General features: G+C 44.2%; 27 protein-coding genes and 1 pseudogene. 7 read left to right on the top strand and 21 right to left on the bottom strand.

What is annotated here, in order from left to right; translation table 11 throughout:
- Nucleotides 1–361 precede the first annotated feature (361 nt).
- Genes mobC through LI112_RS15165 form a run of 6 tightly spaced genes read left to right on the top strand, consistent with a single transcriptional unit; the run spans nt 362 to nt 4,087 of the window.
- The gene (gene mobC / locus LI112_RS15190; RefSeq protein WP_004843919.1) at nt 362–748 is read left to right on the top strand and encodes a plasmid mobilization relaxosome protein MobC; all 387 of its coding nucleotides are present in this window, start codon (nt 362–364) and stop codon (nt 746–748) included.
- Entirely contained in the window at nt 726–2,279 is a 1,554-nt protein-coding gene (locus LI112_RS15185; protein WP_227190988.1) for a relaxase/mobilization nuclease domain-containing protein, read from the top strand. Before mobC ends, LI112_RS15185 begins: the two co-directional genes overlap by 23 nt.
- 29 nt (nt 2,280–2,308) lie before the next feature.
- Nucleotides 2,309–2,635: a hypothetical protein gene (locus LI112_RS15180; RefSeq protein ID WP_029471619.1), complete on the top strand. Its 327-nt coding sequence runs from the start codon at nt 2,309–2,311 to the stop codon at nt 2,633–2,635.
- On the top strand, nt 2,622–3,401 hold the full coding sequence (locus LI112_RS15175) for an FAD-dependent thymidylate synthase (protein ID WP_227190986.1): 780 nt from the start codon (nt 2,622–2,624) through the stop codon (nt 3,399–3,401). Before LI112_RS15180 ends, LI112_RS15175 begins: the two co-directional genes overlap by 14 nt.
- Entirely contained in the window at nt 3,391–3,804 is a 414-nt protein-coding gene (locus LI112_RS15170; RefSeq protein ID WP_319638642.1) for a deoxyuridine 5'-triphosphate nucleotidohydrolase, read from the top strand. The genes LI112_RS15175 and LI112_RS15170 overlap by 11 nt, the downstream gene beginning before the upstream one ends.
- Before the next feature lie 4 nt (nt 3,805–3,808).
- Nucleotides 3,809–4,087, top strand: coding sequence for a helix-turn-helix domain-containing protein (locus LI112_RS15165; protein WP_003864548.1), 279 nt, complete (start codon nt 3,809–3,811; stop codon nt 4,085–4,087).
- Between the two features lie 129 nt (nt 4,088–4,216).
- On the opposite strand, the gene LI112_RS15160 is transcribed toward LI112_RS15165, so the two are convergent.
- The 10 genes from LI112_RS15160 to LI112_RS15115 all read right to left on the bottom strand — a co-directional run bounded on the left by LI112_RS15160 (nt 4,217) and on the right by LI112_RS15115 (nt 12,754).
- Nucleotides 4,217–4,645, bottom strand: coding sequence for a hypothetical protein (locus tag LI112_RS15160; RefSeq protein WP_227190985.1), 429 nt, complete (start codon nt 4,643–4,645; stop codon nt 4,217–4,219).
- Between the two features lie 116 nt (nt 4,646–4,761).
- The gene (locus LI112_RS15155; RefSeq protein WP_227078657.1) at nt 4,762–5,076 is read right to left on the bottom strand and encodes a helix-turn-helix domain-containing protein; all 315 of its coding nucleotides are present in this window, start codon (nt 5,074–5,076) and stop codon (nt 4,762–4,764) included.
- 146 nt (nt 5,077–5,222) lie between these two features.
- Nucleotides 5,223–5,468 (bottom strand): hypothetical protein, encoded by a 246-nt coding sequence (locus LI112_RS18420; protein ID WP_330664203.1) that lies wholly within the window; start codon nt 5,466–5,468, stop codon nt 5,223–5,225.
- Nucleotides 5,469–5,556: 88 nt separating this feature from the next.
- Nucleotides 5,557–5,733 carry a hypothetical protein gene (locus LI112_RS15145; protein WP_005423614.1) on the bottom strand — a complete coding sequence of 59 codons (177 nt, stop codon included), beginning with the start codon at nt 5,731–5,733 and terminating at the stop codon, nt 5,557–5,559.
- Nucleotides 5,734–5,940: 207 nt separating this feature from the next.
- Nucleotides 5,941–6,411 (bottom strand): metal-dependent transcriptional regulator, encoded by a 471-nt coding sequence (locus tag LI112_RS15140; RefSeq protein WP_227190984.1) that lies wholly within the window; start codon nt 6,409–6,411, stop codon nt 5,941–5,943.
- Nucleotides 6,412–6,422: 11 nt separating this feature from the next.
- The gene (locus tag LI112_RS15135; protein WP_227190982.1) at nt 6,423–8,159 is read right to left on the bottom strand and encodes an ABC transporter ATP-binding protein; all 1,737 of its coding nucleotides are present in this window, start codon (nt 8,157–8,159) and stop codon (nt 6,423–6,425) included.
- A 14-nt stretch (nt 8,160–8,173) separates the two neighbouring features.
- The gene (locus tag LI112_RS15130; protein ID WP_227190980.1) at nt 8,174–9,919 is read right to left on the bottom strand and encodes an ABC transporter ATP-binding protein; all 1,746 of its coding nucleotides are present in this window, start codon (nt 9,917–9,919) and stop codon (nt 8,174–8,176) included.
- Nucleotides 9,916–11,430 carry an ABC transporter ATP-binding protein gene (locus LI112_RS15125; RefSeq protein ID WP_227190979.1) on the bottom strand — a complete coding sequence of 505 codons (1,515 nt, stop codon included), beginning with the start codon at nt 11,428–11,430 and terminating at the stop codon, nt 9,916–9,918. The genes LI112_RS15130 and LI112_RS15125 overlap by 4 nt, the downstream gene beginning before the upstream one ends.
- A 5-nt stretch (nt 11,431–11,435) precedes the next feature.
- Nucleotides 11,436–12,173, bottom strand: a complete 738-nt coding sequence (locus LI112_RS15120; RefSeq protein WP_227190978.1) for an energy-coupling factor transporter transmembrane component T — start codon at nt 12,171–12,173, stop codon at nt 11,436–11,438.
- Nucleotides 12,173–12,754, bottom strand: coding sequence for an MptD family putative ECF transporter S component (locus LI112_RS15115; RefSeq protein WP_044930260.1), 582 nt, complete (start codon nt 12,752–12,754; stop codon nt 12,173–12,175). The genes LI112_RS15120 and LI112_RS15115 overlap by 1 nt, the downstream gene beginning before the upstream one ends.
- A gap of 225 nt (nt 12,755–12,979) precedes the next feature.
- Between LI112_RS15115 and LI112_RS15110 the strand changes: the two genes are divergently transcribed.
- Nucleotides 12,980–13,945: an AraC family transcriptional regulator gene (locus LI112_RS15110; protein ID WP_227190977.1), complete on the top strand. Its 966-nt coding sequence runs from the start codon at nt 12,980–12,982 to the stop codon at nt 13,943–13,945.
- Nucleotides 13,946–14,004: 59 nt separating this feature from the next.
- Here the strand turns inward: LI112_RS15110 and LI112_RS15105 are convergent, their stop codons facing one another.
- From LI112_RS15105 to LI112_RS15055, 11 genes and pseudogenes are all read right to left on the bottom strand, one after another.
- Nucleotides 14,005–14,310, bottom strand: coding sequence for a TnpV protein (locus tag LI112_RS15105; protein WP_195979456.1), 306 nt, complete (start codon nt 14,308–14,310; stop codon nt 14,005–14,007).
- A pseudogene (locus tag LI112_RS18555) lies at nt 14,219–14,526 on the bottom strand (molecular chaperone). Before LI112_RS18555 ends, LI112_RS15105 begins: the two are co-directional and overlap by 92 nt.
- Nucleotides 14,527–14,529: 3 nt before the next feature.
- Nucleotides 14,530–15,414, bottom strand: coding sequence for a YodL domain-containing protein (locus LI112_RS15095; protein ID WP_055225890.1), 885 nt, complete (start codon nt 15,412–15,414; stop codon nt 14,530–14,532).
- Nucleotides 15,404–15,664 (bottom strand): transposon-transfer assisting family protein, encoded by a 261-nt coding sequence (locus LI112_RS15090; protein ID WP_005423594.1) that lies wholly within the window; start codon nt 15,662–15,664, stop codon nt 15,404–15,406. Before LI112_RS15090 ends, LI112_RS15095 begins: the two co-directional genes overlap by 11 nt.
- On the bottom strand, nt 15,661–18,243 hold the full coding sequence (locus tag LI112_RS15085; protein WP_227190976.1) for a JAB domain-containing protein: 2,583 nt from the start codon (nt 18,241–18,243) through the stop codon (nt 15,661–15,663). The genes LI112_RS15090 and LI112_RS15085 overlap by 4 nt, the downstream gene beginning before the upstream one ends.
- Nucleotides 18,233–18,400: a hypothetical protein gene (locus LI112_RS15080; RefSeq protein WP_005423587.1), complete on the bottom strand. Its 168-nt coding sequence runs from the start codon at nt 18,398–18,400 to the stop codon at nt 18,233–18,235. Before LI112_RS15080 ends, LI112_RS15085 begins: the two co-directional genes overlap by 11 nt.
- Before the next feature lie 82 nt (nt 18,401–18,482).
- Entirely contained in the window at nt 18,483–19,532 is a 1,050-nt protein-coding gene (locus LI112_RS15075) for a DUF5688 family protein (protein ID WP_227190975.1), read from the bottom strand.
- 28 nt (nt 19,533–19,560) lie between these two features.
- A complete protein-coding gene (locus tag LI112_RS15070; protein WP_227190973.1) occupies nt 19,561–21,672 on the bottom strand; it encodes a DNA topoisomerase 3 in 2,112 nt (703 codons plus the stop codon).
- Between the two features lie 72 nt (nt 21,673–21,744).
- Nucleotides 21,745–22,491 (bottom strand): CD1107 family mobile element protein, encoded by a 747-nt coding sequence (locus tag LI112_RS15065; RefSeq protein WP_227190972.1) that lies wholly within the window; start codon nt 22,489–22,491, stop codon nt 21,745–21,747.
- Entirely contained in the window at nt 22,466–22,774 is a 309-nt protein-coding gene (locus LI112_RS15060) for a DUF4315 family protein (RefSeq protein WP_003864571.1), read from the bottom strand. Before LI112_RS15060 ends, LI112_RS15065 begins: the two co-directional genes overlap by 26 nt.
- 26 nt (nt 22,775–22,800) lie before the next feature.
- Nucleotides 22,801–25,044 (bottom strand): CD1108 family mobile element protein, encoded by a 2,244-nt coding sequence (locus tag LI112_RS15055; RefSeq protein WP_227190971.1) that lies wholly within the window; start codon nt 25,042–25,044, stop codon nt 22,801–22,803.
- Between the last annotated feature and the right edge of the window lie 40 nt (nt 25,045–25,084).

The following is a 25,084-nucleotide window of genomic DNA, read 5'->3' as shown; positions in this document are numbered from 1 at the left end:
CATCCTTTATGCTTTTCTCTTTTTTTCATTCTATCACAAGCTCACCATTAATCATTATTTTTTTGATATTTTTTCTTTTCCCCCACTGTAAAACAGTCTCTGAGCGTTTCGTTATATAGAGGGGTACACATACAGAGCAAGATCCACCCATGTTTAACAGTATTGCCATTTGGCATCCTGTTCTCCTATGGGATTTATCTTGATGGGGATCTCCCCATACCCTCTCAATAACAGACGTTTCACTTGTCTGTTGGTTCCACCTAAAGGTGTTCACAGCACTATTTCTAATATCGGAAGGGACAGCCGATATTGAAATACGTGGACTCCCAGTGGGAGGAATAATCGTAGCAAAAGGAGGAATATGAGAACAGAAAACAAAGATAAAGAACTGAATCACAGACATTTTATAGGATTACGTCTTACTGATGTCGAACTGGATTTATTAGACCAAGGCGCTGCTTGTTTATCTGTTAGCCGATCAGAATATCTGAGGAAACTTCTATTGGAAAAGCAAATCCATCATCAGATTGAAGTTGTTGCAGACATGAATGATCTCAGAAAACTGGTCAGTGAATATGGAAAAATCGGATCGAATCTCAATCAGATCGCCAAGCATTTTAATAGCGGTGGCAGTCAGTCACGTGCTATAGAAAATGAAATCCATCAGTGCATCACCGACTTATTCCTATTGAGAAAAGAGGTACTAAAACTAGCAGGTGGTATGAATGGCAATCGTAAAACACATTAAAAGCAGAAATGCAAATTACTCGGCGGCTATCAATTATCTTCTGTTTGAACATGATGAAAAAACCGGAAAAAAGATTGTAGATGAATCCGGGCGAGGCATCCTGCGAAAAGAGTTTTACATGGATGGACTGAACTGTGATCCGATGTCTTTTGACAAGGAATGTGAACTGACAAATACTCATTTTCACAAAAATAAGAAACGTGAAGATATCAAAAGTCACCACTACATTATCAGCTACGATCCAGCTGATGTTACAGAAAACGGACTTACCGGAGAGAGAGCACAGGCAATCAGTTTGGAACTTGCGAAGCAGATGTTTCCCGGATATCAGGCTCTGGTGGTTACTCATACCGATGGACACAATGAATCTGGAAATATTCATACCCACATCGTCATAAACAGTGTGAGGATGACTGCAGTGAAAAGGCAGCCTTATATGGATAAACCACATGAGGAAGCTGCCGGTTACAAGCATCGTTCCACTGATAAATTCATGAACGCTTTTAAGAAAACTGTCATGGATCGGTGCCAACAGGAAGGACTTCACCAGATAGATCTTCTTGCTCCGGCTGAGAGAAAAATTACTCAGAAAGAATATATGTCACAGAAACACGGCCAGCAAAAACTGGATGAGATCAATCAGAAAATTATTGAAGATGGTCTCAAACCAACATCCACCGTGTTCCTTACACAGAAAGAATATTTACGAAATGCGATTGATGAATGTGCTGCCACATCCAATAGTTTTGATGAATTCCAATCCAAACTTCTGGAACAATTTCAGATTTCTGTGATTGAGCATCGTGGCAGATACAGCTATCTTCATCCTGATCGACAGAAGCGGATCACTGAACGTGCACTTGGAACACGATATGGAAAAGAACACCTGGAACAGATCTTCTTACGCAAAGATCCATTGGCCATTCTCTACGTCAGATCTCACCTGCGCCTGGTTGTAAATCTCCAGACAAATGTGAAAGCAATGCAGAGCCCGGCTTATGCTCATCGGGTAAAACTTTCTAACCTGCAACAAATGGCAAATACCATTATCTATGTGCAGGAACATGGATTTGATACGCAGTCAGATTTGAAAAATACACTGCTTGCATCAAAGCAGGAACTAAAAGAAATGCAGACACAGGTTGCTCAGCATCGATCCAATCTAAGGATCCTCAACGAGCAGATTCGTTATACCGGACAGTACTATGCAAACAAGGAATTTTATTCCGAGTTTTCAAAAGCAAAGTACAAAGGAAAGTACCGAAAAGAACATGCGAAGGAAATTCAGAAATATGAAGAAGCCAGAGATTGGCTGAAATCCTTTTATCAGGATGGAAAGATGACAAGCCTAAAAACTCTGACTTTACAAAAAGAAAAACTGCAACAGCAGATAGCTTCCGAAGAAGAAGCAATAAGCAGATTGAAAGAAAAATTAAAAGATCTGGATACTGCCGATCAGAATGTTGATGCCATTCTTCAGATGCAGATTCCGGAACCAGTGAGATCAAAAACAAAAGATCTCGAACGATAACTATTACAAAACAAAGGAGAAACTATCATATGACACAAGAAGAATTTAATGTTGTATTTGAACTTCAGATGAGAAAGTGTGCCGATATTCTGGCACATAAAAAGAAAGAATATACCGGTGATAATATTGACCGCCTCAGTGCATTCAAGATTGCTGCCGCTTTACAAAACTGTGATCCAAAAGCAGCACTGGCCGGTATGATGTCGAAACATGTCGTATCCCTTTACGATATGTGTTATTCCACTCTGTTACATTTTGATATGGAACAGTGGGATGAAAAAATCACAGACTGCATCAATTATCTAATCCTTTTAAAAGCTCTGGTAAAGGAGGAACAGGCCTATGGATCACATTGAAACAGCTATCTTAAACTGCTATGGAATCCGGGAAGCAGAACAAAATATGGTCTTTGCAGCCAGGCTCACACAACACGGTCATACGATCCAGAACATGGCAGATCTGATGGATCTTTACCATCAATCCTACAGTCAGAAGACCGTAGAAAATATTGCAGGACTTCCCCATCCGACAGTACAGAAATTCATGGTCATTACCGTGGCTGTTGTCGGTGCAAGCAGACGCTTTCTGACACAGATCACAAGGCATCAGAACGAAGTAAAGTACATGAGTGCATCTCTGCAGTACAGCAATTATTCCGGTCATGCTGCATTTGCTATTCCATATGGAATCATGAAAGCAGATAAAGAAATCCAGGATATTTACAAGAAAAGCTGTCAGTCAGATCTGGATCACTATGCAGAACTCTGTGCCTTAGGCATTGATCATGATTCAGCCGGATATGCTACACCTCAGGGACTTCGAAACGTATTGATCATCAGCGCGACACCTTACCAGTGGAAACATATGATCGGCCAGAGAACCTGCAGAAGGAATACTGATGAAACCAGGATTGTGATGCTCTATATCTGGCAAAGATTGTACAAATTAAGCCCGATCCTTTTTGCACCGGATCTGACCGGTCCATTCTGTCAGAGAGGAAGCTGCATGGAAAAACAGATGTCCTGCCAGAATCCTATTTCGAAACTTTGGATGCCGTCAGATATTTTAAAAACTGATTATCCATTGCTCATCAGGAAGGAGGTGAGCAGCCATAAAGATTAAACTGATTGACTTTGGTCTGAAAGCAGATCATCATCCCTTCCGGCCACATGAAAATGATGCCGGTGCTGATGTATTCATGCCTTATGATTGCGTATTAAAACCAGGTGAGGTTGCAAGAATTCCACTTGGATTCGGTCTCATCATACCGGATGGATTTGCCGGATATGTCTTTCCACGAAGCAGCATGGCAGCAAAAGGACTGGTATGCGAACTTCCACCGATCGACTCCGGTTACCGTGGTGAGATCCATGCCATTATCAGCAACGTAAGCACATTTTCTCAGACCATTCATAAAGACACACGCGTCGGTCAGCTGGTGATCACACCAGTCGTGATCGCAGACTTTGTTCTGGATCTCGGTGAAAAACGAGGAACCGGGGCTTTCGGAAGTACAGGAGAATAATACTATGATTACATTTGGAAGAAAATTAAAACATTTAAGACAGAAAAATCATCTCACCCAGAAAGAACTTGGCATGGCTGTTGGATTTCCCGACAGCTGTGCTGATGTCCGGATTGCTCAGTATGAGAGTGATGTCCGAACACCGAAAGAGGATCTTATGAAGCTCTTCGCATCAACACTCGGTGTTCCGGTTGAACTCTTTACCGTACCGGTACTCTCAGAACCCAGAGAGTATGAAGCGGCGGAGTATTGGAGGTATGAGTTAGGGGCGGAACTAGATTAAGTGTCGTATACTGTAATGAGGCAACGGATTATCCGCTGCCTCTCTTTTATCATTTTAGGGGTAATAATTGAAAATAACCTGTGTTGAGCAATCCTCTTTTTCTGCGCTTTATCTGCATATCTATATATTTCATTTTATTTCTGTTCCATCGATAAAAAGCACATATTTATCCGGATTATGAACAATATCATAATCTTTTCCATATTCAATCGGCCTAAGTTCTATCTGCATAATGGATTCGCCATTTTCGATATCTTCTTTCCAAGAATATACGGTCATATCAAGACTGGTTGCATATCCATGATCTGTAGAAAATTTTATTGAATGAAATGAATTCTCTTTATACATTTTTAAAAGCAGTCTTGAAAATGCTTTTTTATCAGAAATATTTTTTTTGTTAGCAACTACTGTAAGATTCTCATCTCTATTCATAGAAAAACTGCCAACTACATCTGGCTCACCTTCTTTATACTTTAATAAGCTTTTTCCAATTATCATTCCAACAATAATCGAAAAAACGATAGCAACAAATACAAGTGTTATATTTTTTTTCTTCATTTTATTAAGTTCCTTAGAGTTATATATAAGTCTTTAGAACTACTATATCATATTTTCACGTTAAACCAAATAAAAAAAGAAGAGCAATAAGCCCTTCCATCTTCTTATTCACGTATTTATTCCACCAATGCTCTAACTGCATTGATAATTCTCTGTTGCTTTTCTTTCGGTAGTTTCTCTATCATTTCAGATAATTCATTCGTAACACCAGTAACCGAATGTGTCACAACATCAATTAATAGTGTATCTGCCGAAACATCTAATGCATTTGCAATCGCAATAAAGGTATCAAGTTTTGCTACTTTCAGTCCTCTCTCTATAACACTTACATGAGTTGGACTCAAGTTTACCAGTGCTGCCAATTCTTCTTGTGTAAGATTCTTAGCTTCCCTTGCAGCTTTTATTCTCTGACCAACCGCCTTTAAATCCATTGTGACACCTCCTTTAGAACGATAATTCGGTCTAAAATTAGTATAACGATTGATCTTTAAAACATACAGAATCTACAGATTGTCAACTTGTTCTTTAGAACTATTTTAAATTAAAAAGGCCCAAAAGGGCACTTTCCCTTTTGAGCCTATACACTTTTAATTGTCATAATACTGAAATGAGGCAACGGATTTTCCGCTGCCTCGCTTTTATCATTTTGAGGGTAATTGAAAATATCCTCCTGTGTTGAGCAATCCTCTTTATCCTTGAATACCTTACAGCTCCCGCCTTTCAGTTCGTACTTGCAAAAGTCAATCTGGCTTTCAATGCTGATACTGTCCTTTCGGTCTACTGACTGCCTTGCGTAAATACAATCTTCTCTGATAATGTCCATATTGGGCTCCTTTCCGTATGGAATTGAGCTACCAACCTTACAACTATATTATACCATTAGCAGCCCCGGACAACAATGTTGCGATTGATTAGCGAAACCTGTCCCCGTATTTGCTGAATATATCGTACGGGTTATTTTCGATTTCTCTTTTTCGTTTCTTCTTTTCCTCCGGGGAGAGTACCGGCGTCAGGTTTTCCAGCACAATGAGCTTGCCTTGAAAATAAACAGATTGCTTGTCGCTTTGGTATGTAACAGCTTGAACCATTGAAAACCTCCCTTTTCCAGTATAGGTTAATGCCGACCAGTCTCCCTCTTGTCCGAATGGGGAAACGTCAAAAAACGGCACCCCGGAAGGTGCCGCTCTTTGAGCTTTCCCCAGCTTCGGGCCAACATGGCCCGAATTAAACTCGGAAATATAAAAAAGCGCCCAGACAGCAGAAAGCTACTCGAGCGCAAAAAATACGGTATTCTGTTACATTGTGACAATTTTCGCACCGGCTGCCAGATGGGGGCTGTTCGGTGGCTGGGCTTTTTTTGACAGCAGTGCAAATACAGTCTGAATTTGTCGGCGGACAAGTTCTTTCATGGCGGCTGCCTCTTTCAGCCGTGAAAAGCTCTCATCGCTGATGATGTGTTCAATCCGGCAGGCGTCAGCCTCCGCAGTCCTGGGGTCAACGCCTGCGGCGATAAACTGCTCGGTAAAGAAACAGTGGCGTTCATAGGTTCTTTCAGTCACCTCGCGGCCCACATCGGTCAAACGGAGAAAGTGATCTTCGTCCATTGTGAGAAAGCCGCCGTCCCGCAAGGTAGCCACTGCATGGCACACGCTGGGCTTTGACACCTCCATGTGCCGGGCCACATCTACGGAGCGCACCATACCGCGTTTCTTTTGGAGAACAAGGATGGTTTCCAGGTAGTCCTCCCCGGACGCATGAAGTTTCATCTGAACCTCCTTTACTGAGCCAGCTTCCAGCCGATGGCCTCCTGTCTGGCCGATACAAAATCGGCATACAGGCCCTTTTGCTGGATCAGCTCCGCATGAGTGCCGCGCTGGACGATATGAGCGTTGTCCAGTACAAGGATCTGATCGGCGTTGCGGACGGTTTTCAGACGGTGGGCAATCATGATGATGGTCTTGTCATGGGTCAATGCCTCGATAGCCCGCTGCAATTCATCCTCATTCTCCGGGTCAACGCTGCTTGTTGCCTCGTCCAAAATGATGATAGGTGCGTCCTTCAGCATGGCGCGGGCGATGGAAATCCGCTGTTTCTCGCCGCCGGACAAAGTACCGCCTCCCTCGCCAATCACGGTGTCATAGCCATCCGGCAGGGCAGAAATAAAGTTATGGCAGCAAGCCTTTTTCGCCGCTTCAACCACTTGTTCATGGGTGGCGTCCGGGCAGCCAAACTTGATATTGTTCTCAATCGTATCTGCAAAGAGGTATACGCTCTGGAACACCATCGAGATATTCTTCATCAGGCTGTCCAGCTTGAAATCTCGTACATCCGTACCGCCTATGGTAATCTTCCCGGCATTCACATCCCAAAAGCGGGCAATCAGATTGCACATAGTTGTTTTGCCAGCGCCAGAGGGGCCGACTATCGCCGTTGTTGTCTTTTCCGGGATGGTAAAGCTGACTTGATCCAGTATTTTGCGGTCTGCGTAAGAAAAATCCACCTTGTCAAACACGATCTCACTGGACTCCGGCGTAATGTCAACGCCTTTTTCATCCATTACCGGCGTGTCATCAATGGAGTTTGCCGTATCCATCGAGGCCGCCAACATTTGCAGCAAAGAGGCCATATTCCCGGCGTTCTCCAAATCGTTGAACACCATAAAAGAAGCAATCACCAAAATCAGACCGTAGGCCAGCGGCAGGGAGCCGTCCAGCCAGAACCAGACCGAGGCCAAAAGTAACAGGACGCTGAACACTCGGACAACAGCCTGTTTGATAGCGTCATAGGGAACACTGGCCTTTGTCAATTTCAGGTTATCCCGGCAGCTCGCCTTAATTGCACTGCCGATAGACTGCGTGCTGTCCCGTTCCAGTCCAAATGCTTTAACAATCCCCATCCCCTGAATGTACTCCAACACAGACTCTACAAGGGACTCCTGTGTGTGCTGGCGTACACCGCTGAGCGCGGCTGATTTGCGAAGCGCCAGTTCCGCCGCCGCAAGGTAAATCAGGACACCGGCAGTGGCCACAAGACCGATCCGCCAGTCAAATACCAACAGGACGATGACGAGGGCAACCGAGTTGAAAAAACCGCCCAGCACTGACACCAGGACACGGGCTGCTGAGTTCTCTACATCACCCAAAGTTGTTGTGACAATGGCGGTAATATTCCCGATACTATTCTTGTTGAAGTAGCCCATCGGGATGTAGCGCAGCCGATCTCCGATGTGGATACGCTTTTCCACCACCATGCAATAGCCGGTTTCCGTCTGCTCCATCGTGGAAAAATAGGTCGTGATGATACGCCCAATGAGGGAAACGGCCATAATTCCCAGCGAAATGCAGATAAACTTTCCGTCCCGGTTGTCAGATACTAACGCGCCGATCACTACAAAGAGGGCGGCAAACTGCATGGCTGAAAACAGCCCGGACAGGAATGAGAATAACAGGGATTTTTTTAGAAGCCCCTTTTTGCTGCCTGCAAAAGCAAAGATTTTTTTCAATGTTCCATACATCTGACAACACCCCCTTACATCTGGTCTTTCGCGCCGATGTGCGCCTGCCACATATCCCGGTAGAGGGGGCAGGTTTCCAGCAGCTTCTCATGCGTACCCTGTGCGTGGATGGTTCCATCCTTCACCACAACGATGTTATCTGCGCCAACAATGGTAGACAGCCGGTGTGCGATCACAATCAGGGTCTTGCCGACAGTTAAAGTGGAAATGGCTTTCTGTACCAGCGCCTCATTCTCTGGGTCGATATAGGCAGTTGCCTCGTCCAAAATGACAACCGGCGCATTTTTCAGCATGGCGCGGGCGATGGCAATCCGCTGGCGTTCACCGCCGGAAAGATGGGAACCGGCGCTGCCGACAACCGTATCATAGCCATTATCCAGCTTGCGGATAAAGGCGTCGCAGCCGCTTTGTTTGGCTGCCTGTTCCACCTCTGCGTCCGTGGCACCGGGCCTTCCCATGCGGATATTCTCCCGGATACTGCGGTTAAACAGGTAGTTGTCCTGGGACACATAGGAAATCTGGTCTGCAATTTCAGACAGAGGTATATCCTTCAGCTCATGGCCGCCGAGGGTAATGCTGCCGGATGTAACATCCCAATACCCGGCAATCAGCTTCGCCACCGTAGACTTGCCGGAGCCGGACGGCCCTACAAGGGCGGTCATGGTTCCGGGGTGGATGGTGAGATTCACATCATGCAAAACCTCTGTTGTCCCGTCATAGGAAAACGACACAGACCTAAGAGAAATGCCGGTATCTTCCAGCTTGATCGGCGTTTCTTTATGGTTCAGTTCTTCGGCGTTCAGAAGCTGGCTGATTTCTTCCACATTTGTCCCCAGTACAGCCAAATCGTCCGTAAAGGTAAAGGCCGCAATAATCGGCCCAATCAGCCCCAGCGAGAAAATCACAATGGACAGGAAGGTGGAAAGCTCCAGACTGCCGGAGAGCCAGAATGCAAAACCGCAGGGCAGCACGCAAATCAGCACTGAGGGCAGGATGGCGTTGTAAGCGCTCATGGTTTTCTGGTTTTCCCGCATCCAGTCCACATAGTAGTTGGCGTTATAATTCACCGCGTCAGAATATTTTTTGTAGGAACCGGCGGATTGGCTGAACGCTTTCACCACCTCAATGCCTCCGATATATTCCACGATGGCGTCTGTCATCTGCTTGCCTGCCTTAACAGCACCCTCCCACTTGACGGGATAGTTTTTCATACCGGCGGACATAACCACAAGGCCCACCACGAGAGTGACAAGGGACAAAAGCGCCATACGCCAGTCCAGAATAAGCAGGTACACGACAATCACAATGGGAACCAGCACATTTGCGGTCATTTCCGGGATCAGGTGCGCAAAGGTCGATTCCATGCCTTCAACCCGGTCAACAATCGTCGTTTTATACTGGCCGGACGGAGTATCTAAAATCGTCCCCATCGGGACGCGAGCCAGCTTTGCGGTGATATTCTCCCGCAGATCACGCAGCGTGTAATAGGTCGCTGTGTGGGAAATCGTTGTAGAAAGACAGGAAAACAGCACCTTCCCAAAGTAGCCGCACAGTGCAATAATACCAGCGGTCACATAGCGGGAAAAATTCTGTTCCCCAGACAACATCATTGTGACAATATGCGCTACGCAGAAATAGGGCACCATCTGGCAGGCCACGCCTAATACCGCAAGGATAATACTGCCGATGAATTTTCCATGATAAGCTTTGCCCCATCCCCATAAGACGCTTATGGGCGACTCTTTCTTTTCCTCCTTCATTCTGTGGACACCTCCTTCTTCATATCACTCAGAAAAAACTTTAGCAGGCGTTTTCGGCCATCGCTGTCCTCTATGGAATAACTTTCCTGAATTTGCCCATTTTCTAAGTGAAGGACATAATTGCAACAGCGTAGAATAAATTCCGGGTCATGCGTTACCACAAGCGCGGTTCTTCCGGCATTTGCCACCTGATTGACAACATTAGCGACCTGCCTCATGTGAAACAGGTCAAGGCCGCTGGTCGGTTCATCAAATAAAATCAGAGGCCGCCCCGAAGCAATCGCAGAGGCAACCGCCACACGCTGCTTTTGGCCGCCGGACAGCCCCATCGGGTGGCAGTCCTCAAAGGAAAGCAAGTCCATCTCCTGCAAGATTTCTCTTACCTTCTGTTTATCCTCGGTTCTCATACTGAGCAGAATTTCATCCAGAACACTTTCGGTAAAGAGCTGGTGGTTTACATCCTGCATGACCATATAGCAGAGTTTCAATCGTTCTTTTCTGGAATAGTTCTTGCTTTGATCCTGCACCGTTCCCTTGAAGTGCTTTTCCAACCCGCAGAGGCACCGAGCAAAGGTGGATTTTCCCGCACCATTATGTCCGATGATGGCCGTGGCGCTGCCGGATGGGAAAGAGGTTTCCGTTATATGCAAGGTTTCCGGCTCATGCTTATAGGCGAAGGACACATTCTTTATCGTCCAAACCGCCTCGTTCATTCTCTGCGGCGAGCCTTCAACTTCTGAAAGCCCCGCAAGGTCAAGGGGCCGTAATCCCATATCATCGCGCTGTTTTGCCGACAGGCCGCAAAATTCCTCTGCTGTATAATCACCTTCGATTTCTCCATCTTTCAGGTACAGGACGCGGTCAAAGAGGCCGGACAGATAATACAGCCGATGTTCAGAGATGATGATGGTCTTTCCCTGCGATTTCAAAGTAAAGAGAAGCTGCCGGAAATCAGCGATAGCGTATGCGTCAAGGTTGGATGATGGCTCATCCAGCACATAAACATCCGGGGCAATCGCCGCTGCTGATCCGCAGGCGATTTTTTGCTTTTCACCGCCGGACAAAGAAAAAATACTTCTATCAAGCAGCGGCTCCAGCTTTAGTTGTGTAGCTACACACTTTACCCGGTCGCGCACGATATCTTCCGGCATCCCGTGGTTTTCCGGGCCGAAAGCCAGTTCGCTGGTCGTGTCCACATTGAAAAACTGAGAACGCGGATTTTGAAATACAGAGCCGACTTTCAGAGAAATATCAAACAGTGACAGGTCACGGGTGTCCTTTCCATCCAGATAGACGGAGCCGGTATAAGTCCCCTCATGGTAATGAGGGATCAGTCCGTTAAACAACCGGGTCATGGTCGTTTTTCCACAGCCGGAAGTCCCGCAGAGCAGGACAAAAGAACCGTCCTCAATAGTGCAGGAAATATGTTTCAAAGCGCCACCGGTTTGCCTCTCACTGTCAGGAAGGGCGCTGGCCGGATAGGAAAAGGACACATCTTGACATTCAATCATTTTCTTCACCCCCTTGCGGCAAGCACATAGATTTGCGCTGCAAATGCTCCCAGACAGATCAGCAGAAAAATAACATCCTGCACATGAAAGCCCAGCTTACAGATATTCGTCCTCTTTACCGGGCCTCCCAATCCCCGCGTAAGGGCTGCCTGGGACAATTCTTCTCCGATTTTGACGGAGCAGATCATCATAGGAACAATCCGATACTCTAAAATCGCACTGGCTTTTCCACCGCCAAAGCGGACGCCACGCATCCGCATGGCGTCCCCAATGGCACTCCATTCTTCCGCAACCGTGGGAAAGAAGCGAAACATCACAGACATGGGAATGGTGATCTGCTGCGGCAGGTGGAGCCGTTCCATCGCCGCAACAAATTCACTGACCGTAGTTGTCGTTACCACAAAATATCCCATGACCACGCTGGGGGTGAACCGCAGCAGAATACCAACGACGGCTACCGCGATGTAGTTTGCTACGCCGGTCAGTCGGGACAGGCCAAACATTTCCAGGCACAGACTTCCCCCGAAAATCAGGATATAGAGAACAGCACCTTTCCATTTTCTAGCCGCTGACAAAAGTAACAGCGGGATCGCCGCCAACACGATGATGTAATACTGCATGATACCTTCATACGAACCGCCTAAAATAAAGACAGCTATGGTAATCAGTACCGCCAGTTTTGTCCGAGGGTCTAAAAAAATTCCGCGATTTTTTTTTTGACTTGCAAGAAGTTCGCGGCTCATTACACAATTCCCGCCCGCTCAAAGTGCTTTTTGAAAATCTTTCGTCCAATCAGGCCACCGACAAGACCACTGACGAAAGCAGCAATAAGCAGCACCGGCAAAATCCAGTCGGGCATATAGGCCATGAGCGTGTCGGCATATTCCTGACCGTAGCCGGGAAGCAGATTCTGGTAGTAAGCGTCACGCGTCACAACGATGGGAATAAAGGCGCCGATTACCCACATGGAAAAAACGCCGTGAATCAACACTTCGCGCTTGGCATTTTTGTAGTCACAGGCTTTCATCATAAAATCGGAAATCAGCCCGAAGATCAGCCCGGTAGGGATGCACCACCAGCCCATGCCGGTCAGTAGCATAATGATACCCAGCAGCACTCCGCAGATGGTAAGCATACCGAATTTCTTAATTTTGGAGAAGAACAACATCATCGGAATACCGCCGACAAGCGGCACGATCACGCTAATAAGCGGAATAAAGATTGGGATAAAACCGATAGACGCCGCTGCGAAGATGACGATAAAGTAAATCGCCGTAAAAATACCGATGTTGATTAAGTCCTTTCCTTGCAATTTGTTATTCATTGCGAAACCTCCTAACATGATTACTTTCGTCTTTGTTAGTTCTTGCTAACTAACCCTAATGATAGCATAAATTCAGCTGTGCTTCTATGCACATATCGGTATTTTAAGCCCGTATAGCAAGGAGCTTTTTCGCTCTACCAGAATATCCATTGACCAGGAGTTTTCTCGCAGGTATAATACTATCAGCGATTTTGCGTGATGAAAGGGGCGAAGCAGTTGCGTAACATGATATACAACATTTTAGAAAACAGCGATGCTGTTTCTGGTGTGACCTTGAAAAACAGTCCAAATAGCAGCACATTGCTTTTGGATCGGGCAGATGGCAAGGGACGCATGACATTCCATACGCTCTTTCCGGGGCTGACTTTGGCTTTTATTTTTGTAAACGCTCCCGTATGGCCGGAGTCGGATGAAAATTCAAATCTAAAGCCTTTGCTGATTAACTATTGCGTTTCGGGCAGAAGTGAATTGCTTCTGGATGACGGCTCCTACATTTACCTGAAAGAAAATGATTTTTGTGTCAGTGAACAGACCGCACAGAAAGAATATATCTTTCCTACACGGCAATATCAGGGCATAAAAATATACTTTGACCTGCCACTTCTTTTACAGTCCTGCGGTGAACTTTTGAAATCTTTTTCACTTGACCTCCCTACGCTGGAAGAAAATTATTGTGGCAATCATAAGACATATATCAACGAAGCGGATAGTGAACTGGAAAATATATTTCAAAACCTCTGGCGGCTTTCTGAAAGGCCTTCTATCTTCCATTTGCAAATCTATACGCTTGAACTTCTCCACCGGCTTCTCAACATGGAAATCCGGCCTCCGAAAACCTGCGGCTTCTACACGGAAACGCAGGTTGAAATTGCAAAAAGGGCAGCGCAAATCCTTTCCGATGATCTTCGCCAGCACATTCCTGTACGGCAGATTGCAGAACGCTTTTCGGTCAGTGAAACCAGCCTGAAAAACTATTTTCGAGGCGTATATGGACAGAATATATCCACTTGGCTGCGGGAAATCCGTATGACCGAAGCCGCAAGGCTTCTTTCGGACACAAAGCGTCCGATTGCCGAAATATCCGAACAGGTCGGATACTCTAATCAAGGGAAATTTGCAGCCGTGTTCAAAAAGCAGTTTGGACTATCGCCGCTGGAATACCGGCGGTCAAAGAATTTGGAAAACCGATAAGAGCAAAGCCGGGATTTTCCGCTTGATAGCAAAATCCCGGCCTTTCTTGTGCCTAAAAACTATTTGTAAATCAGTTCATCTTGAATAATTTCCTCTGCCTGCGCTTTCAGCGTGTTCATCAGCCCCACCCAGCGCATAGGGTCACAGGCTTTCAGTTCCTCGGTGACACCCGCCGCCTCCATCATCCGGGGCAGCATGGCGTCCATCCGTTCCTGCTCCGCCCGGTCAATCTCCAACAGGTGCGGGTACAGCTTTTCGCTTAAAATCAGGCTACTACAAAGACCGGCCGATGTTCTTTCGAGTATCATTGCTTTTATATAAATAAGACAGTTCTGGGGATTTTTCAGATATTCTATCCTTGGAATAGGGTGGTCTTAAATTCAATGATAACCGCGCTTTTTTAATCATATACGTTTCACTACCATCCTCCGAAGATCCTTTCAACCAGCAATCATCCGGATACTTCGCTGCAAAGCCTCGTAACCGTTTCTGCAAGTTTGATTGAAGGTATACACATCATAGAATCCATCATCTTCATTAGTCAGAATAATCGTTTCTTTTTCACACTTTAACCTTCGCATATTCTATCCCCGCTTTCTTTCCATTTCCTGATCTAGGTACTTTGGTATCGGCTTTCCGGACCGGCGAGCAATGGCAATCTGTTTCTGATGCAGTCGTTTGATTACGGACCTTCGTTTCTTAGGTTTATTATTTTGTTGATTTCGGGACGTCTGTTTGTTGTTGCGTGCATCAGAAATTTTTTCCAGGTTCTTCTTCTGATTATTCACCAGACCGTCCACCATATCATAGTTAGCTTCTGTACCAGATTCTCTGCTTCGTTCATAAGTGCCGTTCTGGTAGAATTTCTGGTAATGTTCCAGACGGATTTTACCATCTTGTTTTAGCTGTTCGACCGGATTTAGCGGTACCTGCTGTTGGATGTAATCATGAATCTTTTGTTTTGTCTTTTCATCGAATTTCTTACATTCTTCGACAACCATTTTTCCATAGGCATCCAGGATAATACCCTGGGCCTGATCTCGGTATACCTGATGTTCCATCAAATAAAACTGTTTTCCATCAATAATGATGGTGTCTGTTGCAATCCAGTTCCCCTTTTTCCCATCAATCTGATAATTCTCAGTTTCCATAGTGATCAGTGCACCGGATGTGTTGATACGAATAAATCCGGCCAGATACTGTGGATAGTTCTCATCTACATAGTAGCAGCTGATTTCTCCATTCTTGTTCAATACGAGCACGTCACTGACTTCGCATTGATTTTTCGTCCGTTTCCAGATGTCAGCGACTTTTTCATTTTCCTGCATTTCATGAATCGAGATTAATCGGTAATTTTCGACAGTAATCGACACATTCTGCTGTCTTGCCTCTTGATATGGCAGATGCCACAGTGCTTTTCCTGCTGTCTGCTGATCTACTCGGTAGACTGCAAATTGATTAAGCTTCATAGGCATCGTCCTCCAAGTTATTCAGATAATAATTCAGATCCAGAGAATAGTAGTATTTGTCTTCGATCTGCTGTAATTTTCCAACTGTAGAATTGATAATCTCAATCATTTCATCATTCTCAGGATCACTTTCTTCCTGTTCCAGGACTTCCAAAGCTTCCTTCAGTGTTTGGATTGTTTCTTCCTTTGTGTGCTGCTGGAAGATAGCAGTAATAGTCAGTTCGTTTTCTTCCAGGTTTACGTTTCTCATAGGCTCATTTCCCCCCTTTTCTTTTTCGGTATTGGTTTCATTTGTATATTCAGCTCCTTCTCGTTTTTTTCTTCGCTTATATTTTTTTCGTTATCCACTTTTTTATTAGATTCCAAAGGATTTTCCACATTTGGATGTCTTTCTTCCAAGTACTTTTCCACACGACTGATTGCATTTTGCACATAAGAATTTTCTCTAAATCCAGGAATCGAATTCAAAAATTCTTTCTGTATTTTTCCTTCAATCATCAGACTCTGCATTCCTTCATAATCACTTCCGTCTTTCAGATCAAAGCCAACACATTTCAGTCCATGCATACGTTCTGATGGGATTTTCTCATAAGCTTCCAAGGCTTCTGGTAATGTCAGGTCATAATGTACTTCACCCATTACAGGAAATTCAGCACATTCAGCCGCATAAAAGCTGATACATGTAAGATCATTTTCATAATCCACATTTTCTATTTCTGGGACAATATCGAGTATTTTTTCTCTTTGTGCTGCAAACTCTGGAAGTTCTGCAAATCCAAATCGATCCACGTAATATGCCTGCATATCCCCACCACGGTTTGTAATGATAACATCACTGACCGACATAGAATGTGCTTTATAATCTGCTGGTGGATTATCGTTGAATACGGCATACAAATCATCCATCTTTTCATTTTCATGTAATCTGCCAGAATAGACACATTTATAATTTGCTGCATCGATTGTAATGCCATCTTCTTTGGCCATTGCCATATTCATAAATAAATGTTGTTTTCCCGGTGTGCCTTCATCCACATGGTAAATCGCATAGCGGTCACCATTACCTCTGAACATTTCTTCCTCTAGGGTATAATCAAACTTAAATGGATACAAAGCCCGATCAACTCTTTCCGAAATATCCGTTCCTTCTGCAATCGTATCTTCCAGCCAATCTTTGATATCTCCCCATGATTCAAACTGCAAATACCCGGCAATTTCATGTGTCCCATCCGGTGCCAGTACAATATGTCCCGGTTCGCTTTCCCGATAATCATAGCGGTATCCGGCTGCTTCCAGTGCATCTACCAGAATGCCGTATTTTTCATGTAATTCTGTTTTCTGTTTTTCTTCAAGAATGATTTCCAGTTCTTCTGTAAGCTGATCGATCATTTCACCGGCTGTCTTGCGGATCACATCCATAGATGCTTTCATTTCCTTCATTTCCCGGCTGCTACTCCACCCTGCAATATAAGGAAAACTGTAATCCGATGCATCCAAACCAAAGGAAGAACACACACAGTAAGCAACAGATTCTGCTTCAACCTCTTTTGTCAGACGGTCTTTTTCTACACCCAGGCTTTCCATGATTTCCTTGTCATGCAGTTTAGCATGGACGGTTTCATGAATAGCAGTCTTTAAGGTCTGGCTTTCACTGAGTCCTTTTTTGATCACGATTTCCTTATCTGCATTGTGATAATATCCATTGGCATTGCCATCGATCTCATCGAATCGTATCGGCACTGGGGATATTTTCTGAATAGCCTGCATGAAAGAATCAAAATCCTGTACAGCTGCAGTCAGTAATTCCGGTGCCAGTGTCTGGATTGGTTCCCCGGATGTCTGAGCAATATCAAAGACGGTAACTGCTTTAAAATGCGGAACTGTAACTTCCACCTGTTCAGTCTTAGGTTTTCCATCGGTTCCCATGATCGGTCGCTGATTTTCATCCAGAACCTCTTTTTCCTTCATTTTCTTATATGGTGCCGGTGCAATGATTGTAATTCCTTTTTCGCCTTTCATGACCTGTCTACCCATGGACTGCCAGTTTTTGTAGCTGGTAACAAGTGTGGCATCCGGTCGCTGCATGGCGATCAGCATTGTATTATTAAAGGAATAATTGTGAAACTTTGCCATGGTTTTAAGAAATTCCTGATAGCGGTTACTTGTAAAAAGTTCTTCCACACCGGATTCCAGTGACTGCATAATGCTGTCCATATCTTTTCCCTGAACCGGTAATGGAATTGTTGCTGTCTGCACTGTTGGAATATCTCTTACGTCACCCTTTTCTTTTGTATCTGTTACTTCTTCATAGGGTGCGGTGGCTTCAGTCACCATTCCTTTAGTCAGATCAATATCTTCAACACGAGTAGAAAAACGAACCCTGCTATCTGGAAATTCTCCTTTATCTCGAAAGGAATAGTAATTCCCATTCCGTCCTGTAATGATGTGATCAACCAATGAAATCCCCATCAATTCCCCTAATTCCTGCATTCTTGCTGTAGTCTGGATATCCGATGTAGATGGTGTCAGATTTCCGGACGGATGATTATGAATGAGCATCATTGAATGAGCATTCGAAAGAATTGCACTCTTAAATATTTCTCTTGGATTAATTAATGCTTCATTCAGCGATCCTACAGATACGATATTCATATTGATCGGTGTTAAATCTGCCTGTAAATTAACAATACAAAAGAGTTCCCGATCCATCTGGGAAAGAAATTCATTCATAACACGAATTGCTACATCTGGATTATTCATAGGTTCATTACTATAAATTGGTGGCTGTTCCACCATACGAATTGCTACCTGTTCTAATTTATCTGCCATCAGCAACACCTCCAATCGGCACATTTATAATAAATTCCTGATCATGTAACGTCTCAATTTGCTTCTTCAATTTTTTAAACGAAAATGTGTGTGATAATCTTTTTCGATACTGGCTGTATCTTAAGCTTGTATTTGTTTTAATGTTCTCTTTCGTCATAATCTTCTCCTTTTCAAAATGCCCCACGACATTTCCTTATGCCGCAGGGCGTTTGCTCATTTAACGGGTTTCATGCTTGATATTAGAGTTCCATATCGTGCTTCTTTGTTTTCGGTTTCTGATCCGGCTGTTCTTTTCCTGCTTTCTCTGTTTTTGCAGCCTGCGCTTCTTTTTCTTTCTGACGTTCTGTAAATCTGTCGGCTTTTTCAAAGACGTGATCCTTTGTGTCAAAGTGATATACATCATTGGTAAGGCGTTCTGCTGGTGCTACCTGAGTCGCATTGACTTCTTTTACCATATCTCTTAACATTTCTGCATCCACTTGCCCATCATCTGGCAAGACCAGCATTTCATGGATGGATGATGGCAAAATGAAGAAATCATTTCCAAGAAGTTCCCCCATGCTATCCATGAATTCCGGATAAAAGATCACACCGGCTCCATCAATTCTGTCTGTATTCGTAACAACAAAGAATGTCGGCATCTCGCTTGATTCCTGCAATGTTTCCTGCAGCATTTCACGTTCATCCGGTGTCAGCATGAGAATATTTTTCTGGTACATTTCATCTATCAATGCACCTATACTTGATACCTCCGGAGCCATGACACGCGGTGAACTTTTCATCGCATCTTCATGAAGCTGTTCTGCAGAGATTCCATACTGTTCAAGCAGATCATTCTTGATAAACATGGAACTTAATCCATCCTGATCCTTGCCTACTGCCACATGATAGGTGATTGCGAGATCTTCCTTCAGCTGGTGTGGCGCATTTTCGAGGACTTCCTTATTTGCTTCGGCTGATGATACACGGATAAACAGCTTGTCCTTCACATCTTCATAATTTAAAATAGCTTTCAGATCAACCTGTATCGGGGCCTCAATAACTATATCTGCAATCTTTCTGCATACAGTTTCCATTGTTACGCCAGGCTGTGCTTTATATGCTTCATACAGCTGATTAAGATTGATCGTCGGGGTAAGCATCTCACCTTCTTTTCTCACCATCAATCCCGTATAGGCACGGTTCAGTTTCTGACACTCCATCGTTGATACTTCTGCATTCTCATAATCCTTTGGTAAAAAGAGTTTGATATTGTCCTTTACTTCATTTACAAATTCATTAAAATTCATTCTTCGTTTCCTCCTCTAATCTGTTTTTTTATTTCTTTTTGCTTTTGTTTTTTGGTTTCTTTTTTGGAAAGGATAAAGAAAATTTCACCCTTCCGGTTTCATCTGCATCCATATGAAGATCTGCCTCAAAGTACATATTTTTCTTTCTGGAATACAGATCTTTTACATGCACACATCCACTTTTCAGAAGTTCTGCAGCCATCTTTTTATCCATGTTTTTTTCCATGCTCTGCAGATAGCGGTTATCTTTCCAGAGAGCAAAGTGACAATCATGGTTGCTACAATAGAAGTTGGTTTTGCTTTCATATACCAGGCTTCCACATACCGGACATGTTCCAATGCTTTCTCTGGTCTGAAATCTTCTTGTTTCTTCTTCGGAAATCGCATCGCATCCATTCAGTATCATGGTCAGCATGTTTTTGATCCCGGTCATAAACTGTTCCGGTGCAATCTCTCCATGCTCCATCAAGAGCAGCTGATTTTCCCATTCTGCAGTCATACTTGCAGATTTCAGGAAGTCTGGCAGGATCTCAACAAGGACTTTTCCATCATCTGTTGGAAGAATCTGTTTTCCTTTTCGGGTGGCATATTGGGAATAGATCAGTTTCTCGATGATACCGGCTCTTGTTGCCGGAGTTCCTAATCCTTTCTTTTCCGTATCTTCATCGAATTCCTTATTTCCAGCTGTTTCCATTGCCGCAAGGAGAGTATCTTCGCTGTATGGTTTTGGTGGCGATGTAAAATGTTCTGTCTTTTCTGCAGCTACAGCATAGAAAGTCTGTCCCTGGGTTACTTTCGGCATCCTCTCTTTCATTTCCTGATCCGGATCTACGATTGCCATGCGGTCCTTATTCTTGAAGCAGTTTTCAAAGAGTTTCCATCCATCCTGCAGAACAATCTTTCCTTTTGCTTTGAAGATTTCTCCCTGGCATTCCACTTCAATCTCTGTTTCCTGGTAAATGTGATCCTTACTCATTGCCATGACCGTATGGACTGCGATCAGGAAGAGAATCTTTTCTTCCCAGGATTTCAGTTCATCCAGATGGCTGGATGCAAGCTCCATCGTTGGGATGATTGCATGGTGATCTGTCACTTTGCTGTTATTCATGACTTTCTTCACATCTGGCTGCTCCGGCTGATCAAACGGACCTGTCAGCTGATATTTCTCATAAATCTGACGAACCACATTTCTTGCGGTCTGTTCCATATCTTCTGTCAGATACTGGCTGTCTGTTCTTGGATAAGTGATCAGTTTCTTTTCGTACAGGCTCTGAGCGGTATCCAGTGTCTGTTTGGCTGTCATTCCATAGATACGGTTTGCTTCTCTCTGCAATGTGGTCAGATCATAAAGCTTTGGTGCTTTTACTTTCTTTTCTGTTTCTTTTACAGCGCTGATACTAGCTTCACTTCCCTGGCATCTGCTTCTTAACTGTTCTGCCTCATCCGGATCAAAGATTTTTGGCTTTATAGCCGGAATTCCATCACAATCGAGTTCCACATTGAAATACTTTTCTTTCTGGAAATTGCTGATCTGTCCGGCACGTTCCACCAACATGGCAAGTGTCGGTGTCTGAACCCTTCCAACTGTCAGCTTTTTGAAGTACTTTGTGGTGTAAGCTCTGGTTGCATTCATTCCTACCAGCCAGTCAGCCTGAGAACGGCATACAGCAGCTTCGGCCAGATGTCGGTATTCCTCCGCGGATCTCAGATGCTGCATTCCATCAAGGATTGCGGAATCTTCCAGAGAACTGATCCATAATCGTTTCACCGGCTTTTTACTTCCGGATAAGTCATAGACATGTTTGAAGATCAATTCTCCTTCACGTCCGGCATCACAGGCATTTACGACGTATTCAATTTCCGGACTGTTGAGCAGTCTTTTTAAGATATAAAACTGATCTTTCTTATCTTCTGAGACTGTAACTTTCCAGTCTTTCGGGATGATCGGGAGATCTTCATATCTCCACTGGCTAAATTTCTCATCGTAGACATCCGGTGAAACATACTCGACCAGATGTCCGAAGCACCAGCTGACCATACAGTCGGTTCCTCTTAAATATCCGTCTTCTCGTTCCTGTGCTCCAATCACTTCTGCGATTGCTCTTGATACACTTGGTTTTTCTGCAATTACTAAATACATGATGTATAACCTCCTTCATATAACGAAACGGAGAGAGCATGTTTTACAGCCCCCTCCGCTAAAAAAGTTTATTTATTTTTCATTTTCTTCAAAATCTTCGTCTTCAGACTCTTCCTCATCCGGAATTTCTTCCAGTCCACCTGTTTCCAACCCTTCCGGCTGATCATCCTCGTCTTCCTCTTTCTTTGGCTTATAGATCTTGAAGTAGTAGTATGCTGCTACACCGCCGAGAGCCAGGATCAGGATTGTTGCCATTGCACCCATATTGGTTTTGGTAGATGCTGTTTTCTCCGGATCAACGGTAGCTTCCTTGTCTACATCCTCATTATTTGTTTCATCCAGCACTACCTTTGATTTATCTGGCTGTGGTGTTACGACAGTAGCAGTGCTGTCTTTATCCAGAAATTCGGACAGATCATTCTCATCAATCTGGGATAACATATAGACATTCTGTGATGTGGCACTACGGTCGATCACGATATAGAAAGTGTTATTATTCTTCGTTGTAACCGTAAGAAATTCCTTTGTGGAATCATCGGTAATGTCATCCTTGACTTCGCCATTTCCTGGTGTCGTAAAGGCAGTTCCCTTGTCTGTTCCATCTTCCGGCAGCACCTCACTTGTACTTGCCACCTCATCCTTTTTGTCATCTTTTTTCTCTTCTTTGTCTGTTGACTGCTCTGTCTGAGTTGTCTCTACTTTGGATGCCTCTGCTGATTCATCCACATAGGCAAATGCTGTGGTTGATGCTGTAAAAAGCATCATGACTCCCAACAACAGTCCTGCCATTTTCTTATTCATTTTCTTCCATTTCACCATTCTGATTTTCCTCCTTATTTTTTTCTGTGAATACAAAGGAGCCTGAACCTTCTTCGTCAGACTCCCTGCTTACCTGAAATTTAACTGTTCCACTCTGGATACCATCCAAAAGATCATATAACTGATCATTATCCATCTTCATACCACGGATACACCTGATCATCTCATTGTCCTCTTCCTGCTTTAATGCAGCCTGGACACCTCTGAGATATTGCTGCAGATCCGCAATCTTTTTCTCTGTCTTAGCAATCTCATCCAGATATTTCTTAATCTTTTTATTCAAACTTTCACCTCCCTTCGTTCACCCATTTATGGCAGTCTTCCAAAGCACATGAAGTGTTGCTGCCAGTAGGATGTGCTGATACTTGAGTAATGGATCGGATCTCCGCAATGAATCATCATATTGTTACCGACATAGATACCCACATGGCTTGCACCGGATGTGTTATACGTTCCCTGGAAGAAGATCAGATCTCCTGGTTTTGCTTCTTGCGGTGATACATAAGTACATACGCCTCTTAATCCATCCGCGGTCAATCGTCCATAGTTCCAGCCATTACCACAGTGGTTAATGACATAAGATACGAAACCTGAGCAGTCAAATCCGGACGGAGAGTAGCCACCCCATACATAAGGTACTCCCAGATATTTTTCTGCTTCTCGAATCATCCGGGCGAATTCTTCATCCTGCAGTGCTTCCGGTGGAATCTCATAACTCATTCCATTACCGCCTGATCCACTGGTCACATTTTTTACATCCCACAGATAATTTCTGTTTCCATAGGTCGTATTTAATGCATTGTAGATGATCAGCTGCTCCGCATTCAGATTGGCTCTTGCCACAGCATCAAAGCTTCCATTTGTCAGTGTCACATATAGAATCTTCTTAGTGCTTGTACTGGTAACCGTTACTTCCTGACTGCCATTGTCATCTGCGATATAGGCTTCCCAGGTCTGATGTCCATGAGCAGAAGCGGCAGCATGGTTATCATAGTAAACGTCAAACTGCACACCATATCGTGCAAAGGCTCCGGTATCCTCAACTGTGTATTCCACACCATTCATTACTACCTTAGTGCCAATCGGCACAAATGGATTGGAAGCATCTACAGCAATGGTATGGTTTGCAGTTGGATATGCACCACTGGCAGTTGGACCTCCGGACCATACACCACAACAGATTCGACAGTTACAGTATCCACTGGTCACTACCTGTCCCAATGATTCTCCGACTCGAACATTTCTGGTTTCTGTCACCGTTTCTGTTCGACCTTCTGTATTCAGATGATATTGTGCTTCAAAAAGAGCTTGAAGTTCGTTTTCAACATCTGAGTACGTCCAGTCCCCATATTTTGCGGTAAGATACGAGATAAGATGGTATGGATTATGACCAATTTCTGCAATGTTGTACTGATACTCGTCATAATTTGGATGTCTTCGTTCCATCTCATTGATCTGCTGATTCAAGGCACTTTCCAAAGCAGCATATTGATTTTCAGCAGCATAGATATCCTCGTCTGAACTTGGATACGTTGTAATACCGATCACAGATCCAGCACCCTCGATAGAAGCACTGCAGCTTCCCAGAGATACCGCTATGACAAGAAAAAGAAGCGCAAAAATACCGATGCCTGCGAACATGGCACGATTACGCTTTATGATCTCTTTCAAGGCAATCTTTGCTTTTACCGTCATGTTCTCGACACCGGCAATGGTTGTTGCTCCACCTAGACTGCCAGCGGATTTTCCGGCTCTGGCTGCCCGGTATGCATCCTTATATCGTTTTTTCTGAAAGAAGCGGTTATAGAAATGTCTCTTTTGTTCGGCTTTCTTTACCGTTTCTGCATTCTTGACTCCTTCCATACTTTCTGCAGAACCAAATTTCAGTTTCTTTTCTACGGTAGCCTCACGATAACCTCTGCGATGGGTTTTCACGTCCGTTCGTTTGCTTCGGATCTGAGCATGACGCAGACCACGTAACGCAGCTTCTGTTTCACGCTCTGCAAGTCTGGCACTTTCCACACCTGCATTTTCATCTGCTTCTTCCTCTTCGGAAGAGACTGCTTTCATACCAGATATAACAGCTTGTGTGGCAATGTATTTTCCGGCTGTCCCTCCCGGTTTCATGCCAGCACCTTTCACCATCTGATTTCCTTCATCATCAAAGGATAATCTTCCGGCTTTTGCCTGTTCTTTGGTCATCTGTTTTTGCAGCTGTTTCTTCCGAATGGATTTCTTTTGGCTGTTCAGAGTGTTATCATCATCCGGGATTTTTTCATGGCGATGCAGTTTCTTTCGATATCCGGATACTTTTTCTTCCGATGTAACTTCAACTGTATTCTCAACAGCTTCCTGCCGGACAGAAGATTTCCGGATCTTTTCCATCTGCAGTCGTTTATCTTTTCCCGATTTTGAATCTTCATTCTCAGCCTTTTTCCGTTCCCGTTCAGGAACAAATTCTTCCTTATTTTCCGGTCGTCCTCGACTCCTGTGACTGATATCTTTTACACTACCATCACGAAGATTTTCTTCTGTTAGACCATCCCTGGTCATCTTTGCGACCTTTTTATCTTTGCCTTTAAATTCTTTTCCA

Source organism: Blautia sp. 210820-DFI.6.14, assembly GCF_020558815.1.
Classification (GTDB): Bacteria; Bacillota; Clostridia; order Lachnospirales; family Lachnospiraceae; genus Blautia_A; species Blautia_A obeum.
The sequence above is the reverse complement of the archived record's forward strand: the minus strand, read 5'-3'. Positions and strand labels throughout refer to the sequence as shown.

Bases quoted from the DNA above. Each gene is read 5' to 3' on its own strand.
- mobC (WP_004843919.1), top strand. From the start codon at position 362: ATGAGAACAGAAAACAAAGATAAAGAACTGAATCACAGACATTTTATA.
- LI112_RS15185 (WP_227190988.1), top strand. From the start codon at position 726: ATGGCAATCGTAAAACACATTAAAAGCAGAAATGCAAATTACTCGGCG.
- LI112_RS15180 (WP_029471619.1), top strand. From the start codon at position 2,309: ATGACACAAGAAGAATTTAATGTTGTATTTGAACTTCAGATGAGAAAG.
- LI112_RS15175 (WP_227190986.1), top strand. From the start codon at position 2,622: ATGGATCACATTGAAACAGCTATCTTAAACTGCTATGGAATCCGGGAA.
- LI112_RS15165 (WP_003864548.1), top strand. From the start codon at position 3,809: ATGATTACATTTGGAAGAAAATTAAAACATTTAAGACAGAAAAATCAT.
- LI112_RS15160 (WP_227190985.1), bottom strand. From the start codon at position 4,645: ATGAAGAAAAAAAATATAACACTTGTATTTGTTGCTATCGTTTTTTCG.
- LI112_RS15155 (WP_227078657.1), bottom strand. From the start codon at position 5,076: ATGGATTTAAAGGCGGTTGGTCAGAGAATAAAAGCTGCAAGGGAAGCT.
- LI112_RS18420 (WP_330664203.1), bottom strand. From the start codon at position 5,468: ATGGACATTATCAGAGAAGATTGTATTTACGCAAGGCAGTCAGTAGAC.
- LI112_RS15145 (WP_005423614.1), bottom strand. From the start codon at position 5,733: ATGGTTCAAGCTGTTACATACCAAAGCGACAAGCAATCTGTTTATTTT.
- LI112_RS15140 (WP_227190984.1), bottom strand. From the start codon at position 6,411: ATGAAACTTCATGCGTCCGGGGAGGACTACCTGGAAACCATCCTTGTT.
- LI112_RS15135 (WP_227190982.1), bottom strand. From the start codon at position 8,159: ATGTATGGAACATTGAAAAAAATCTTTGCTTTTGCAGGCAGCAAAAAG.
- LI112_RS15130 (WP_227190980.1), bottom strand. From the start codon at position 9,919: ATGAAGGAGGAAAAGAAAGAGTCGCCCATAAGCGTCTTATGGGGATGG.
- LI112_RS15125 (WP_227190979.1), bottom strand. From the start codon at position 11,430: ATGATTGAATGTCAAGATGTGTCCTTTTCCTATCCGGCCAGCGCCCTT.
- LI112_RS15120 (WP_227190978.1), bottom strand. From the start codon at position 12,173: ATGAGCCGCGAACTTCTTGCAAGTCAAAAAAAAAATCGCGGAATTTTT.
- LI112_RS15115 (WP_044930260.1), bottom strand. From the start codon at position 12,754: ATGAATAACAAATTGCAAGGAAAGGACTTAATCAACATCGGTATTTTT.
- LI112_RS15110 (WP_227190977.1), top strand. From the start codon at position 12,980: ATGATATACAACATTTTAGAAAACAGCGATGCTGTTTCTGGTGTGACC.
- LI112_RS15095 (WP_055225890.1), bottom strand. From the start codon at position 15,414: ATGAAGCTTAATCAATTTGCAGTCTACCGAGTAGATCAGCAGACAGCA.
- LI112_RS15090 (WP_005423594.1), bottom strand. From the start codon at position 15,664: ATGAGAAACGTAAACCTGGAAGAAAACGAACTGACTATTACTGCTATC.
- LI112_RS15085 (WP_227190976.1), bottom strand. From the start codon at position 18,243: ATGGCAGATAAATTAGAACAGGTAGCAATTCGTATGGTGGAACAGCCA.
- LI112_RS15080 (WP_005423587.1), bottom strand. From the start codon at position 18,400: ATGACGAAAGAGAACATTAAAACAAATACAAGCTTAAGATACAGCCAG.
- LI112_RS15075 (WP_227190975.1), bottom strand. From the start codon at position 19,532: ATGAATTTTAATGAATTTGTAAATGAAGTAAAGGACAATATCAAACTC.
- LI112_RS15070 (WP_227190973.1), bottom strand. From the start codon at position 21,672: ATGTATTTAGTAATTGCAGAAAAACCAAGTGTATCAAGAGCAATCGCA.
- LI112_RS15065 (WP_227190972.1), bottom strand. From the start codon at position 22,491: ATGGTGAAATGGAAGAAAATGAATAAGAAAATGGCAGGACTGTTGTTG.
- LI112_RS15055 (WP_227190971.1), bottom strand. From the start codon at position 25,044: ATGACCAGGGATGGTCTAACAGAAGAAAATCTTCGTGATGGTAGTGTA.